This window comes from Syntrophales bacterium, assembly GCA_023229765.1.
Classification (GTDB): domain Bacteria; phylum Desulfobacterota; class Syntrophia; order Syntrophales; family UBA5619; genus DYTH01.
In genome coordinates this window covers 142,098-155,807 of sequence record JALNYO010000001.1, presented here as the reverse complement: position 1 = coordinate 155,807, position 13,710 = coordinate 142,098, and the positions used below count along the sequence as shown (strand labels likewise).

At 54.5% G+C, this 13,710-nt stretch carries 17 protein-coding genes; 2 read left to right on the top strand and 15 right to left on the bottom strand.

From position 1 onward, the window contains the following. Window positions 1–5 precede the first annotated feature (5 nt). Together M0P74_00735 and M0P74_00730 are read right to left on the bottom strand one after the other, a co-directional pair. The gene (locus M0P74_00735) at window positions 6–1,748 is read right to left on the bottom strand and encodes a hypothetical protein (GenBank protein ID MCK9362120.1); all 1,743 of its coding nucleotides are present in this window, start codon (window positions 1,746–1,748) and stop codon (window positions 6–8) included. Then, window positions 1,749–3,098, bottom strand: coding sequence for a hypothetical protein (locus tag M0P74_00730; protein ID MCK9362119.1), 1,350 nt, complete (start codon window positions 3,096–3,098; stop codon window positions 1,749–1,751). A 17-nt stretch (window positions 3,099–3,115) separates the two neighbouring features. On the opposite strand from M0P74_00730, the gene M0P74_00725 reads away from it, so the two are divergent. Then, window positions 3,116–3,577, top strand: a complete 462-nt coding sequence (locus M0P74_00725; GenBank protein ID MCK9362118.1) for an IS110 family transposase — start codon at window positions 3,116–3,118, stop codon at window positions 3,575–3,577. A gap of 207 nt (window positions 3,578–3,784) precedes the next feature. On the opposite strand, the gene M0P74_00720 is transcribed toward M0P74_00725, so the two are convergent. From M0P74_00720 to M0P74_00680, 9 genes are all read right to left on the bottom strand, one after another. After that, on the bottom strand, window positions 3,785–4,033 hold the full coding sequence (locus tag M0P74_00720; GenBank protein ID MCK9362117.1) for a hypothetical protein: 249 nt from the start codon (window positions 4,031–4,033) through the stop codon (window positions 3,785–3,787). A gap of 28 nt (window positions 4,034–4,061) precedes the next feature. Continuing rightward, complete coding sequence (locus tag M0P74_00715; GenBank protein MCK9362116.1) at window positions 4,062–4,610, bottom strand: hypothetical protein; 549 nt, start codon at window positions 4,608–4,610, stop codon at window positions 4,062–4,064. Next, window positions 4,607–4,900, bottom strand: a complete 294-nt coding sequence (locus M0P74_00710) for a DUF4258 domain-containing protein (GenBank protein ID MCK9362115.1) — start codon at window positions 4,898–4,900, stop codon at window positions 4,607–4,609. Before M0P74_00710 ends, M0P74_00715 begins: the two co-directional genes overlap by 4 nt. Window positions 4,901–5,050: 150 nt before the next feature. Further along, window positions 5,051–5,335 (bottom strand): helix-turn-helix domain-containing protein, encoded by a 285-nt coding sequence (locus M0P74_00705; protein MCK9362114.1) that lies wholly within the window; start codon window positions 5,333–5,335, stop codon window positions 5,051–5,053. Then, on the bottom strand, window positions 5,332–7,293 hold the full coding sequence (locus tag M0P74_00700; protein ID MCK9362113.1) for a phage terminase large subunit family protein: 1,962 nt from the start codon (window positions 7,291–7,293) through the stop codon (window positions 5,332–5,334). Before M0P74_00700 ends, M0P74_00705 begins: the two co-directional genes overlap by 4 nt. Beyond that, entirely contained in the window at window positions 7,290–8,177 is an 888-nt protein-coding gene (locus M0P74_00695) for a hypothetical protein (protein MCK9362112.1), read from the bottom strand. The genes M0P74_00700 and M0P74_00695 overlap by 4 nt, the downstream gene beginning before the upstream one ends. 316 nt (window positions 8,178–8,493) lie before the next feature. After that, window positions 8,494–9,855 carry a site-specific DNA-methyltransferase gene (locus M0P74_00690; protein MCK9362111.1) on the bottom strand — a complete coding sequence of 454 codons (1,362 nt, stop codon included), beginning with the start codon at window positions 9,853–9,855 and terminating at the stop codon, window positions 8,494–8,496. Window positions 9,856–9,865: 10 nt separating this feature from the next. Next, entirely contained in the window at window positions 9,866–10,003 is a 138-nt protein-coding gene (locus tag M0P74_00685; GenBank protein ID MCK9362110.1) for a hypothetical protein, read from the bottom strand. Next, window positions 10,000–10,296 (bottom strand): hypothetical protein, encoded by a 297-nt coding sequence (locus M0P74_00680; GenBank protein MCK9362109.1) that lies wholly within the window; start codon window positions 10,294–10,296, stop codon window positions 10,000–10,002. Before M0P74_00680 ends, M0P74_00685 begins: the two co-directional genes overlap by 4 nt. Before the next feature lie 207 nt (window positions 10,297–10,503). Here M0P74_00680 and M0P74_00675 point away from each other — a divergent pair, with 207 nt between their 5' ends. Next, on the top strand, window positions 10,504–11,127 hold the full coding sequence (locus tag M0P74_00675) for an NYN domain-containing protein (protein ID MCK9362108.1): 624 nt from the start codon (window positions 10,504–10,506) through the stop codon (window positions 11,125–11,127). Between the two features lie 21 nt (window positions 11,128–11,148). Here the strand turns inward: M0P74_00675 and M0P74_00670 are convergent, their stop codons facing one another. The 4 genes from M0P74_00670 to M0P74_00655 form a co-directional block, all read right to left on the bottom strand. After that, window positions 11,149–11,919 (bottom strand): phosphoadenosine phosphosulfate reductase family protein, encoded by a 771-nt coding sequence (locus M0P74_00670; GenBank protein MCK9362107.1) that lies wholly within the window; start codon window positions 11,917–11,919, stop codon window positions 11,149–11,151. A gap of 107 nt (window positions 11,920–12,026) precedes the next feature. Beyond that, the gene (locus M0P74_00665; protein ID MCK9362106.1) at window positions 12,027–12,731 is read right to left on the bottom strand and encodes a ParB N-terminal domain-containing protein; all 705 of its coding nucleotides are present in this window, start codon (window positions 12,729–12,731) and stop codon (window positions 12,027–12,029) included. Next, window positions 12,724–13,176 carry a hypothetical protein gene (locus tag M0P74_00660; protein MCK9362105.1) on the bottom strand — a complete coding sequence of 151 codons (453 nt, stop codon included), beginning with the start codon at window positions 13,174–13,176 and terminating at the stop codon, window positions 12,724–12,726. The genes M0P74_00665 and M0P74_00660 overlap by 8 nt, the downstream gene beginning before the upstream one ends. Before the next feature lie 70 nt (window positions 13,177–13,246). After that, window positions 13,247–13,630, bottom strand: a complete 384-nt coding sequence (locus tag M0P74_00655) for a hypothetical protein (protein MCK9362104.1) — start codon at window positions 13,628–13,630, stop codon at window positions 13,247–13,249. Between the last annotated feature and the right edge of the window lie 80 nt (window positions 13,631–13,710).

Genomic DNA, 13,710 nt, shown 5'->3' with positions numbered 1-13,710 from the left:
CCTCGCTATTCTGCTAGCTCAAGCTCAAGATCGTAAAGAGAAAGGCTTGAGAGCCCTTTCTGTCGTCGGCTACTGGGAAGAAAGTCGATTAGACAAAAGTAACACCATACATCTAAGTCAAAGCCGTGTGCTAGTTGTTCCAGACGTGCTCGTGTGTCCCCAGTCTTATTGAACTCGTCCATAAGAATTACGTGAACGCGATTTGCTGTTTGGAGAGATGACAACTCCACAAAATATCGCCAGCCGTTCTTGGTGGCTTCATGCTTGCGGTCATCGAACCACTGGAGTGTAAAATTGCCGTCTTTGGGCAAGCGTTTTAAGACGTCTCGTGGAATTCCGATCAATGTGTAGTCATACAAGCTTGCGAGGCAATCGGCGATAGTTTGCGCACCCGTCTCATCAGGATAAAGAATTACTGGATCTACTGGCAGTCCTCCAGGGCGCGTTCTGAGCATCGTATCGATTTTGAGCGCGAGGTATGGACTGTTATCTTGGACCATTTTGGGTAGATCTGGGACGGGCCCTATCGATTTTCTAAGTTCAGGGACGTTCTCCTCCATTTTCATGCCCGACTCGAGAAACATGTTCCACATAGCGTAAGCCGTAAGTTTCAAATATCGATCCGCCTGGCCAGGATTCATCTCTTCCAGTCCGATGCGGCAGGCGGGGCAATCACTAGGGGATATTCGCGGACGATCTGCATGCAAAAAGTATGTGATTGGAAACTTGCGACCGCCTGTTTCAAAGACCTCGTTTCCCTCCACTCCTTGGAAGCGCTGGGTCGTAATTATCGTAAGAATATGTATTCGGCATGACGCGTTGCGAGCTAGTAGGGCACCCAGCAATTCGCGAATTGTATCGCGTGTGTCGACGAGGGGCACGACGAGGAGGCACGTATCTGGAACATCAACTTCCTCTTCAGAACGGCGCAGTGTAGATTCGGCGTCAATAGCCCTAAATTCATGAGTGTAGCACACGGAGATCACTGCATCGTATAGCCATCGGGACTCGGGGCAGTGGTAAAAGATGGTTGGTGACTGAATATTTCCTATTATGGCTGAAGCGTGGTGCGCAATAAGCGCAATCAACTCGTGCTGGCAAAAGTGGCCATCAAAGAAAAATGGGAGGCAATGGTTGTAACTTTTTCCTTTGATTCGCCTGAAATGTCCCGGTCGACGAATCATCTTTTTCTTAAATAGCCAGACTGCGGTTTGCCGAATGGCCTGCAACGCGCCGGCATATGTCGTGCCATCGAAGGTCGCTAAGGGCGGCCAGGTGCCACTTACCGATCCATCGTCAGAGATTAGGCCGATTCTTCCGTCAACAAGGTACGGCCTTAGCGCCCTCATAGTGATGTCGGTTTCCGCCAAGATTACGGGCATGAGAAGGGCTATTGAGATTTCTGGTAGTTCCTTTCTAAGGCCTTCAATAAATGTGAGCAGTCCACCAATAACGTGATGGTCTGGCAATAGTCGGTACGGGGGATTAGTCAGGTCAATGACTAGACAATCGATCTCTTGGGCGGGACGCCGATATCCACGTAAAATGGCAGCCGCAATTAGATCACTACTCCCACAACTGCTGTGGTCAAGGGGGATAGTTTGATCGGGAACGCCGATGAGGCTAGTAAGGGGATCGTGCGAAAATAAAAGCCGTGCAACCGTTTCGTAAAAATCACAGTCGAGTTTGGTGAGCGACTCTGCTGCAACACGATAGAGCCGCAGAGGCAGAATAGAAACGACGGCCACTCAGCGTTCCTCTAACGGCAGCCTGACCGTCACCATATTTCCTAAAAATGGAGGCGTCGTCTCTGGATACCGTTTGATCTTCACTGCGTATTTAGCATCATGGAGCTTAGCGCTTTTTTTGCGGGACGCTGACGTGACATTCATAAAATACCGATTTGTCCGGAAGGCCACGCTCCCGCCGAACATGTCTATTGCGGTACTGATGAGCACGAAGAGGCCCATTCCAGGTTCTCCGAGTCGGGGGTCCGCATCGAGCAACTCTTTCCGGACAGAATGTCCCTGCCCTTCGAAATTGCAGGTGGTTCCCGGAAAGAGTGTGGATAAAAACATATAGCCTTCATCTGTCGGATCTACCGGTGTCGCCTTCGAATTGACAATTACGATGTCGCTTTTTTCACCTTCCGCCGATTCGCGTGTTAGCGCGAAGTTTACATCAAATTCGCGGGGATAAGGTCTCCGGATTTGCTGTCCGTTTGTCAAAGCATCCGAAAGAGTGCTGACCATGCTTTTTCCGTCATCCCAAAAAACCATGGTAAAGAATTTCGCCGAAGGAACCTTTCGGGTATCTGGATCGGAACTAGTGTCACTTGCCTTGAAGCTGCCAAGGTGAGAAGAAGTCTGTATTACCGTGGCACTCGGGTGTCGAACTGCATTAATCATCGCTTCATAGAACACCCGACTTGCTACGTAGATGTCGGGCAGTCCAGCACCGGCTTTCGCCGATAGCGTAGGATTTTCAAGCCGAAGCTGGCGATTGAGCACCGCCATGACGGGCGCAACGTTCCAATCGTCATACGCATCGATGACCAGTCGCTTAGGATCATCGTACTTTTTAATGTGCCAAGTAACGCACTCAAAGAAGCGATGGGCCTCAATCGTGAAACTAATCGGTCCCGAATTAAGGTAGTAAGTAACTTGACCTCCCGCGTATGGGGTGTCATTCTGATCGCCACCTTTCCCGTGAAAGTATCCTAGGTCACTCTCAACCACAAAGCTTTCAAACCGCAATCCGGTGGCCTCTTTGAGAGCCGCTGGGTACCCCCATCTGCGTAACATAGCTCGCGCACGAAATCCTTTTTCTCCAGCCGGGAGTCGCAGTCTCGTTTCGAAATTTTGCCGCTGACGCGAAGCTACAAGCGCGGTAATGTATTGAAGGGTCGCGATTTCAATGAATGTACTCTCGGAAAAGTCCAGCACAAGACTATGAATACATTCGAAATGACGCGCGAGTACGTCATCAACGCATCGTTCGGCCGCTTTTATCGTCGCGGCTACAGGAAATGAGACCTCGACTGGAGTATGTGTACTACCCACCATGACCGCCGTCACTGGAGCGACTAAGCCATTCATTCGTGATTGCCCTTAAAATGTACATCGCCCTTGATAAGAACTTCCTTTTTTGGGGTGGAAGTATAGGGTGGCCGTTTTTGCTTGTCAAGGGATATTTTACATCTGTTTTGCATCAAAAAGCAGGGGATAGGGATTCCGTTGGGGAAGGAATTAGCAAAGCAACCCTGATAGTCGGGGTTGACATTGGCAAAACATTCAATGCTTTGGGATTCATGGACAAGAATGGAAACGTATTGGGTAGCTGTGCAAAACTATATAACAGCCGGGAAGGATTTGAGAAGTTTAGTGAAATGATAGAAGGGCTTAAAGCGAAACATCATCTGAGGGATGTCATCATCGGTTCTCAATCTTGTCCTATGGATAACGCTTGCTTCACCTGGAGCTGCAAATGCGGCGATCAGGTGCAAGCGATTGTTGGCCGTATCAGGCTTTCACTGCCGTATCAAAAGCCCCTCGTCTTTTTAAGCTCATCGCTATAAAGAAGCTCATGAAGTTTGTGAGCGGGTACAATGGCTGCGATACCCATGTTCGAGACAGAAATTGGAACTTTTTCGGTTTCAATAACTTGAACCTCTTGGGCATCCAGAAAAGTCTCCTGCATCGCTCCCGCCAGCTTGAGAATCGGTGTTCCAATAATAAATATTTCTACCCTAATCCTGCTTTTTCAAAATGAGTCCCTACCGGATTTAGCGCTCTTTGTTTGACTGCGAAAGTACCGACGCAGCCAGGCTTTTAGTATTTTCGCTGAACTTTTCGCTTTTCAGGACCATGGATGCTTTATCCTCCATCTCGGATCCGGTCTGTTTATCGGTACCACTTTGGGAAAGCAGTGATGCTGCGAGACTTTTTGCCACTTTAGACGCTTTTGAATCTTGTAATGTCGAAGCAGCCAGTGATGAAATTTGCGAGGATGTTCTCTTTGTGTTTTTATTCATATGATTGACCTCCATTAAAAGATAGCTTCTATACCCGAACGCATTCCTCACTGAAAATCGGTTCCTCGAACGGTCTGATCCATTCAGATGCGGTTATTTCAATTTTTATATCTTCCGGTTTTTTAACGGGCTGCTTGATCGACGCCATCCCTTTTGCGAAGCGGATACCGTCGTGAAGCACTTTCCCCGTTTTGCTCTCTGCATTCAAAATGTACAGCATGCGAAGTATCTTATCATAATTGCGGGAGATTATATCATGAGCGTTCTCCCATTTGGAATACTCCTGTGGGGTAACCGCCAGCAATCCGGCCATGTCCTTACTCTTCTGACCAAGCTCTTTTCTAAGATATATAATCTCCTGAGCCGTCAGCGGCAAGCGCTTGCAAATAACCAGGCTTCCGATCAAAAGATGCAGTTCCTGTATATTGGGGATCTCCGGACCGCCTTCCATACACTTCGGGCACTTGTACTGGATAATTCCATGCAGATAGACGTTATCCAGTCCGCACTCCGTATAATGATAAGGCTCCCCTTTTATGATTTGCAGCTTCGCGCCGCATTCCCAACAGGTTTTCATTTTACCCCTCCCATCACTGTGACGATCACGATCTTCAGATTGCTAATAAGCGCCGTAACGACGGCACCGGGATGGCCTTCCAAATCTTCACCATACAAATGGTAACAATGGCTATTCATAATAAATTCTATCTTTTTTAACGCACCATGTTTCAAGATATTTCTGACATCGGCCATACTGTAACCCCTCTCCCGCATCCTTTCTCTGGCGTGCTTAGATGGGATGACAGAGCCGTGGTCGAATATTTCAAGAATAATTTTTTTGAGTTCTTCCTCTGAAAGCGCTTCCATTCGGATTACCCACTAACACGCTCTTAAAGCCATTGCAATAAAAAAGTTAATCATTAATTAATATTTCTTCGACAAATCCCTTATAGATGATCATTTTTTTAATTTCAAGTTAATTTTTATAAAAATATATGGGAACTGAAAGATTCCCTCTCAGCGGTTCATCCAGTTGGAGCGGGCAATGTTCGGATTTTGCGTTTCTCTGGGCGACTCTTCCCTGAGCCCTTCCTTTGGGGCGAAGTAATCCTCAGGATTAACGATGCGGGCGGCAAGGAATGCATGCAGTGACTGCTCGGAGACCCGCAACGCCCGCTCGCCGATCTTGATCGCGGTGAGGTTCCCCTCCCGTACCAATCCGTAGATATATTGGTCGGTACAGGAGAGAGTCTTCGCGACACTCTGGATAGTAAGGTATCTGTCGGCTGTATTTTCCTTCATCGGTTCATCCAGTTGGACCGAGCGACCTTTGGGGCAGGCGCTGTCTGCCGGGCGGAGTCTCCGGCGGGCCGTTCCTGCGATTTTATCCAGGTGGCCAGCATCTTAAGCGACGGCAGCCAGGAACTGTCGGCACAGGCGGCGGCAAGGCATTCTGCATCGAGTAGATGGTTCGCCGTCCGGACGCGTTTCCAGTACTTCCTGCCGCGGCGATCCTTGCAAAGTTCCTCGGCAAGGAGCTGGGACGCATAATCCTGCTCCGTGTCGGCGTGAAGAAAGAAGCGCTGCGATTGGGGCTTCTCACCTACCTTTGCACCGGTGGCGTTGACGACGGGCTCCATTCCGCGCTCCAGCCGCCAATGGATGAGTTCCTTGAAGGCTGCGGAATCCACGAGGCGGAGTTCCAGTCCGCCCGGGATGATCATATTGCTCCGGGGTAGTTTGTCGATCACGGTCGGGCGGATCCGCTGGAGCTGGGGGCGGGATGCGCCCTTTGTCCCGAAAACCCGGCCACGGCCGTTTGCACGGATCCACTGATAGATCTCCTCTGTTCGCGTCCAGATATTATCTTCCGTGAGCCCGCCGCCGGTATCCATCGCGGCTCGCCAGATCTCCATTGTATTCTGTGAATTATGGACACGGTAGGCGGTCTGGAAGAGGAGCGTTTCGACGCCGGCCCAGTCGGTCAGAAAGCCATACTGGATCAACCAAGAGGTAAGGTCCTCCGCCCAGGCGCGCACAACAAACCAGAAGCCAAACTTCTGGACATCGATCCCGCACGTCAGGGCGACGGCTTCCGCGGGGACGACCAGCGGCGGGAGATCGGTCCGATGTTCGAGGATCTTGTCTTCCTTTTTCGGGGCTACCGTTTCTTTCCAGACCTCGGCCTTGTGCTGAGTGATGAAGACCATCAGCTTCGCCGGATCCTCAAGGCCGCGCAGGTAGGCGGCAACGACGGAGGAGAGTGAGACGGATGGCGAGTACCAGGACGGCAGGTGGAAGGCAACGACCTGGGGGCGATCGACTGGGTTGTCGGTCTTCCAGAAGCCCTTGCGGACCGCCATGTCGCGCATATGGTCGTCCCAGGCCATACCGCAGGCCTCGCATTGATAGAATGCCAGGCGTTCCCGGACGATCTTGCGGGGCTCTTTGATGTTTTTGGGCCAGTCGAACTGGCCGAAATGCATGATCTGGGCCTCGCCGCAGACCGGACAGACGGCACGGTATCTGCGCAGTTCGTCCGCCTCGTTTTCGACCTCCTTGCCGATGTACTTGCTTTCGTCGGCGGGGGTGGAGAGATCGAGGATCTTTTTGGTATATGGATAGGTATTGGTCCGGACGTCGGTCAGCGAGATCGGGTCCGCCTCGCGGCCGGCGTAAGCGGGCCATTTATCCAGCTCGTCGCGGATCAGGACTTCAATCGATTCTGAGGATATCTCCGCCGCGGAGGTCGCCCAGGCCAGCAGCAGATCGGCGCCGTTGATGAAATTGATGGCCAGTGTGGTCGTGTCGGAGATCCCCTCACCCAGAAGCTCGCTCAAGCGGGGGGTCCGGCGGAACATCGGGATCAGGCGCTTGCGGGCGATCCTTTTCGTGACCTTTTCGTCGGGGCCGACATACATGCAGGAGCCCGGTTCCTGGTCGATCCGTCGGCCAAGGAAATTGAAGGCTACCTGGGTCTTTGCGGTTTGCGGCGCCCACATCAGAATAACCCGGCGGACGTGGGGCAGGTCGAGCGTGTCCATCGGTTCGACGGCGTACGGCACGGCATCGTTCCGCCAGCGGCCGGGCATATTTCCAGACGTAACAACCCGGTACCTCGCCGCCCACTGCGCGGTGGAGAGATTCTCCCGCCGGCGGAAGACCCGCCGCTCGCCAGGCGTAAAGACAAACGTCTCCGGATCCGGCGGAGGTAATGCCGGGGGACGGAGAGCGGGGGCTGAGTTAGCGGCTATATTCATGATTCCTCATTGTCTTCAGCCTCATCGTCATCAGGATCGACATCCGTCTCCTTCTCCGCCGGCAGAAGAGGAACCGTAAATTCCCGCTCTTCAGCGTAGGCGGAGAGGAATCCATCGAAGCGGCCAAGGAGCCAGGTGACCAGTTCCGGGATTTTCCCAGCGTCGCCGACGACGAGGCTGACGATCTCGGATGCCTCCGATCGGGCGAAGGTCTCCAGGTCGGACCGGAAGACAGCGGCGCGGCGAGCGAGATCCCGCTCGTGCTGTTCTTTTGGGACGTACGATCCGGAGGACGCTCGAGCCCTGTTCACCCAGTGCTCGGTCTGAGCCTCGGTCTTCGCGATCTCAGCGGTCAGCTTCCGCTCCTGCAGCTTGTCGAGTTTCCCGGACTCGCTGCCATCCTTGCGCTTGAGGTAGGTCTCTGCATAGCGTTCGACGTCGGAGATTCGGAAGGAGCCGTCTGCCTGCGGGCGGATCCTTCCCTCTTTTTTGTGGTTGTAGACGGCGCTCTTGTGGACCTTCCATCCCTGTCCGGACAGATAATCGACCACAGCCAGGATGTTGGACAGGGTCTTTTCGTCCTGAAAATGTTTTTCCCAGAGATCGACGACAAACGTCTCCAATGCCCCCTCGGCCTTTTGCCAGTCGTTCAGGCGGGCGGAGGTGGATTCCGTCTGGTAGTCTTTGATGCACTTGACGACGGCGTTATGGAGGACCTTCAGTTTGATCTGGTCCTGTTGATCGGCGACGTCGAGCAGGCGCTTGATCTTTTCCTGATCCATCTTCCCTTCCGAGATCGCACGGCAGATCATCCAGGCGCGCTGCGCGTTGCTCGCGCGATCCCAATCATCTGCCGCTATGGTCTTTTTACGATCCTTTACCATTTACATGAGGCCCCTTTCGTGATATCGGCTCTCACGCGGATGGTAGCGCTTCGGCGCCCTATGCCCATCGCATAGGTTCTTCGGGAGTTGCCACTCCCCTTGAATGCTATCCGCTCTTCCTTTTACTTGCTGCCTTTATTCAATTAATAATCAACAATATTAATGATATAACTTGACTAAGCCCCCTTTAGGAGTTACCTTTTCCAAAACGTCCAAAAGGAGAAACAAAATGGAAAAGGATCAAAAAGTCATCACCCTCTATGGCCATATCGAAACCATCCTCGCCGTCGAGCCTTGCCGCGTCATCACCTATGAATCAGCCCGGAGGCTGAACTGGTACCACCCCACCAAGGTCTTCCGCCTGGACGGCAGCGCCCTCCCCTACCCCGGCCGAAATTAAGCAAACCTTCCTCCCGGTGAACTGCTCCCATCGTTTCACGATCACATCGCAGTAGACGGGGTCCTTCTCCATGGTGAAGCATTCGCGCCCCATCTGCTCACAGGACATCAGCGTCGTGCCTGATCCACCGAAGCCGTCCAGGATCAGAACGCCCTGACGGTTCGGCGTGCTGTTGCGGATCATCCGGCCGACGAGGGGGATGGGTTTTTGCGTCGGATGGAGGGCATTGCGGGACGGTCGGTCTTCACGGATCACCGTCGTGGCCTGGCACTTTCTCAGCTCCTTGACCAAGGCGACCAGATCCTCCCGCTTCATCTTCGAGACATCGACATCCTCGTCGATCACCGTCGTCAGCGTGTAGTCCATGCAGAAATAGTGCGCCCGGCCCGGTTTCCAGCCGTAGAGGATTGGCTCGTGCTTCCAGTTGTAGTCCTGCCGGCCGAGGACGGCGCCGCTTTTCACCCAGATCAGGCACTGCTTCATGATGAAGCCCGAGGCAACCAGGGCGGACCGGAAGGTCAGGCCGCCGACGTCGGAATGGGAGACATAAAAGCAGCCGCCCTGCCGGGTATAAAGGTAGAGGTTCTGGAAAGCTGAGTCGATCATCTTCTGGAATACCTCCGGCGGGAGGTTGTCGTTCTCCAGTCCCTCACCTTTGTCGTTGTGGTAGTCGACGTTATAGGGAGGATCCGTCCAGACCAGATCCGCCAAGCGGCCGTCCATGAGGTATTGCATCGCCCGGGTGTCTTCGGTCTCTCCACAAAGGAGGCGATGGTCGCCCAGGAGGTAGAGGTCGCCGGGGCGCGTGACGGGGTCGACGATCTTTGCGGCCTCCGCCTCGCCATCAAAGCCGTCCTCTTCCGGTTCCCTGTCCTGATCCTTCGGCATGATGTCGGCGAGCTCCTCGGTATCGAAGCCGGTCAGCGTGACGTCGAGATCGGAGGCCTCGAGATCGACAAGAAGCTCCCGGAGACGGTCCATGTCCCACTCGCCGGAGATCTTGTTTAGGGCAATGTTGAGGGCCTTCTCCTTTTCCTCGGGGAGATCGACGACGGAGACATCCCCTTCGGTCCAGCCGAGATCCAGCATGACGGTCAGCCGCTGATGGCCGCCGACGATCCGGCCGGTGCGGAGATTCCAGACCAGTGGATCGACGCAGCCGAACTCCTCGAGGGAGCGGCGGAGCTTCTCGTATTCCCTGTCGCCTGGCTTGAGCGCCTTGCGCGGGTTGTAATCCGCGGGGATCAGATCGGCAAACTTCATGGTTCGGAATTGCATGGGGCCTCCTTTAATAGGTCACAGTCACGGTTAATACGGCGGCGGACAGCCAATAAACAACATGCCGCCAGTCCCCTTCGGGAATGTAGGCAACGGCGGCCAAGACATCGAGAATGATCAGAATGGTCGGAAAGAGTTTAACGCTCACTGGATTGTACCTCCGCGCAGTATGTTTCCCGTCATCTCGTGGGCGATCGCCAGGGCCTGGTCGAGGCGCTCGGTCGCCTCCAGAAAGGCGGGCATCGTCAGCCATACCTGGTGGTCCTGGCAATAGCTCCATCTCATGTAGGAGACCTTGATTCGGTGGTAGATGTAAAACCGCCGCTCGAACTCCCGCCAGCTTTCGCCGTATGGCAGGCCGTTGACCTGGGCGAACTTGTGCATCAGGTCGTTGAGTTGCTGCCGCGGGGTCAGGTTCTCGAAGTAGGCGGTATCGATCATTCAAACTTCCGTTTCCATTTCGTTAAGGGCTGCCGTGAATAAATTCACCGTGAATAAATTCACTTGACAAAACTTTCCTTTGATGTAGACTCGCCGGCACATTATGATTCCCCTGTGCTCATTTAAGAAATCTTTCAACTCATCACTACTTCCCCCGTGGTTTCGACCCGGGGTGCGGGGCTGCGAAAGCGGCCCCTGCTTTTTTCTATGACACCTTGCCGTACATACGTCTATATCGATGGCTTCAACCTTTACTACCGCGCGGTGAAGGGCACGCCGTACAAATGGCTCGATCTGAAGACCATGATTGCCCATCTCTTGGGACCTCAGCACAACATCACGGCCATTAAATACTATACCGCCCTGGTCAGCGGTCGCCTGGATCCACACCAACCCATACGCCAAAAGACCTACATCAGAGCGCTGGAGACATATATCCCCGAGATAAGCGTTCACTACGGGCACTTTCTCAGCCATGAGGTCAGCGCGCCTATTGCCAATTCCAACCCCCTCAAGTTTGCCAGGATCATAAAAACGGAAGAAAAGGGCTCCGACGTCAATCTTTCCGTTCATCTTTTGAATGATGCATGGCTGGATCAATATGATTGTGCCGTGGTCATTTCCAATGATAGCGATCTGGCGGAAGCCATGAGAATCGTCAAACAGCAACTTCACAAAACGGTTGGAATCATAAGCCCTGTCAGCAGGGCGTCGCATGAACTCTGCCAGCATGCCACTTTTATGAAAACCATCAGAAAAGGCGTCCTGAGCATATCGCAATTGCCCGATCCGATTCCCAATACATCGATCCATAAGCCGACCTCCTGGTAAAAATAATTCTATAGCCTTCATTTACTTTTCATATCCGGGCAGCGGCGACCGGGAGGTGAAGTCGAACACCCAGGGACGCTCGGTTGCGAGGGCCTTTAGTCCCCCGAGGCCCTCGATCGCCTGCCGGACGATGGCCAGCGGTCTGTCATATTTGACTGCCAGGATGATCTCGCCCATGGCATCCTCGACGATGTAGCGCCGCCATGCCTCCGGCCAGACACGGCGGAGGATCCGGAAGGCGCTCGCGGTGAACTGGGAGCCTCCCCCGCAGCAGACGCAGCCGATCGTGACGGCGCCGCGGGCTTTGGCCGGGTGTACGGGCAGGCCCTGGCAGCGGATATAGCGGCGGCCCATCATGTCGGTCCATCCAAGGAGCGGATTGCAGATGGCAAGTTTGTCAGCCTTTACATAGTGGGTGGCGCCGTCTTTGATCGCCCGGAGGCCTCGAAGTATGTCATCCTGGCCGCCGCGCTGGCCGGTGAACTGAAGCGTGCAACCAAGCTTCCTGGTGAGGCGGCGGCATGGTACGATCTTCATGTTCCTGCAGCAGGAGGAGACGTCCAGCTTGAAGCCGAAGCCGCGGCCGCGGTGCTTCTGCATCCAGATCCGGGCGGCGAGTTTGCCAAGCATCGGCCATCCCTGCCGGCGCCACTGATCTTCGGGGGTGCGTGGCGCGGGGGCGACGTGGAGCTCGGCGCCGTAAGACCGGCAGACCTCTTCGACGAACGGAAGCGTCTCCGGATACTCCAGGCCGGAGTCGGAGAAGACGACCAGGGGGCGGTGGGAGGTCATTCGGTAGATGATGTCAAGGAGGATCATGCTGTCGGTCCCGCCGGAGAAGGCCAGGGCGGCGCGGGGGTGCTCCTTCATGGCGGCGTCGATGATCGCGAGGATTGTTTTCATGGGGCGGCCGCCTCCATCAGGGATTCAAGTGGTGAATGCTCCTCTGCGTCGGCCAAGCGGCGGAGCTCAGTCACGGCGTCGGCGGTGTTCGGATCGGCCAGGAAGAAGAGGGTCTGGTTGCCGCGGCCTTTTTGGATGACGACCGCGACCGCGGAGTTCAGGCGCTCGGGATCGGTATCGGCCAGGCGGCGGACCTTCTCGGTCATCGCCTCGATGATCCGGTCAGCCGTGTTGCGCGCCTCCTGGTATTCCTCCTCGGCGAGGATCTCCCGTCTCAGTTCGCCGACTTCCTTCCGGGCGAGCAGCTCGGCGACGAACTTGGTGTCGTACCCGGCGAGCTCGACGTCCAGATCGATGTCCTGCAGGATCGAACAGAGGAGGTCGTCATCAACCTGGGAAAGCTCGGCGATCCGGTTGTCGGCGAGGAGGTCCTGCCACTCTTCGGCCTCGCTCGCGTAATCCTGAAAATCGACAGGAACCTCAGCGCATTCAAGCCAGCGGGCGGCTTCATAACGGCCATGGCCGCGGACGATCAACCCCGTCAGGTTGCTGACCGTGATCGGCGATCGCCATCCCTGGGCCTCGATGATCCTGGCCAGAAGAATGATCTGCTTCTCGGGGTGGATATTCGGGTTCCGTGGGTTCGGCTTCAGCTCTCCGATCGCCACCATCTTGTCATGCGCGCAATGAACTTCAGGCATGGGAGCCCTCCATCCCTTTCATTCGTTCGAGCGTGGCAAACTTGATTTCCCAGAGGCGGACCGTCTCGGAGCTGATCCGCAAAATGCGCGCAATCTCGCGGGCAGGAATATTGAAGTGCAAAAAGACGGCAAGGAGCATGACCTCCTGAAAATTCATGTGGCATCCAGCGAGGAAGGTCCCGGTCAGGGCGGTGAAAAACTTCCCGCAGGCGCGGCAGCAGATCCGGCGCCCTTCCCAGAATCGCTGCAAGGCTATGTCGGTTAAGGGGTTACGGCATTCCGGGCAGGTGATCGGGACGGTGCTGTGAATCGTGGTCAGGATCCATCGCCTGCAGGCCACCTCATCCAAAAACCCGGCCCGAAAGTCTGTGGTGACATCCGCCGGGATGAAAACATGCGCTGGAGGCGTCTCATAATTTATTGCTTCAATTCCCATAACTTCCATTTTTCCACTCCCTTTTTTCTTCCGAAGTAGTGACTTTTCGGGGTTCTGCGTTCCGTATGATTCAAGAGCTTCAGGAAGGACCCGCCGATAATGACGGACCATCTGTACGTATCAGCATTGGGATCTCTATCCCTCTGGAGATCATCTCCTTCAGACCGGCCGTCGCATCCTGCAGGAGACCGAGCGTGTTCATCGCGATCTCAGCTCTCCCATTCTTTATGTCGGCTCCGTTGATTCCTGGTTTAAACTTCAGGCCGACCGTTCCGAAGCGCTCGTACAAAATCACCCCCTTGTCTGGATATTTCTTCAGGTATTCGATCAGGAGGATCACCGACGCGCTGGACATCCAGGGTGGGAAGCAAACCGGGTCATCCTTCGTGACATCAACCCCGCACGTCATGGCTTTTTCCCCTTGGTTCTGTTCTTTCAGCGGGTCGTATTTGTTGAAATCCATGCTTCTCCTCCTTCGGTCAGGGCGGTCAGGGCAGGTCAGGGCGCCCGGTCAGGGTGAAAGTACTTGTTTTTATTGAGCGG

Coding starts and splice junctions, on each gene's coding strand:
- M0P74_00730 (MCK9362119.1), bottom strand. CDS start 3,098: ATGAATGGCTTAGTCGCTCCAGTGACGGCGGTCATGGTGGGTAGTACA.
- M0P74_00725 (MCK9362118.1), top strand. CDS start 3,116: ATGTACATCGCCCTTGATAAGAACTTCCTTTTTTGGGGTGGAAGTATA.
- M0P74_00720 (MCK9362117.1), bottom strand. CDS start 4,033: ATGAATAAAAACACAAAGAGAACATCCTCGCAAATTTCATCACTGGCT.
- M0P74_00715 (MCK9362116.1), bottom strand. CDS start 4,610: ATGAAAACCTGTTGGGAATGCGGCGCGAAGCTGCAAATCATAAAAGGG.
- M0P74_00710 (MCK9362115.1), bottom strand. CDS start 4,900: ATGGAAGCGCTTTCAGAGGAAGAACTCAAAAAAATTATTCTTGAAATA.
- M0P74_00705 (MCK9362114.1), bottom strand. CDS start 5,335: ATGAAGGAAAATACAGCCGACAGATACCTTACTATCCAGAGTGTCGCG.
- M0P74_00700 (MCK9362113.1), bottom strand. CDS start 7,293: ATGAATATAGCCGCTAACTCAGCCCCCGCTCTCCGTCCCCCGGCATTA.
- M0P74_00695 (MCK9362112.1), bottom strand. CDS start 8,177: ATGGTAAAGGATCGTAAAAAGACCATAGCGGCAGATGATTGGGATCGC.
- M0P74_00690 (MCK9362111.1), bottom strand. CDS start 9,855: ATGCAATTCCGAACCATGAAGTTTGCCGATCTGATCCCCGCGGATTAC.
- M0P74_00680 (MCK9362109.1), bottom strand. CDS start 10,296: ATGATCGATACCGCCTACTTCGAGAACCTGACCCCGCGGCAGCAACTC.
- M0P74_00675 (MCK9362108.1), top strand. CDS start 10,504: ATGACACCTTGCCGTACATACGTCTATATCGATGGCTTCAACCTTTAC.
- M0P74_00670 (MCK9362107.1), bottom strand. CDS start 11,919: ATGACCTCCCACCGCCCCCTGGTCGTCTTCTCCGACTCCGGCCTGGAG.
- M0P74_00665 (MCK9362106.1), bottom strand. CDS start 12,731: ATGCCTGAAGTTCATTGCGCGCATGACAAGATGGTGGCGATCGGAGAG.
- M0P74_00660 (MCK9362105.1), bottom strand. CDS start 13,176: ATGGAAGTTATGGGAATTGAAGCAATAAATTATGAGACGCCTCCAGCG.
- M0P74_00655 (MCK9362104.1), bottom strand. CDS start 13,630: ATGGATTTCAACAAATACGACCCGCTGAAAGAACAGAACCAAGGGGAA.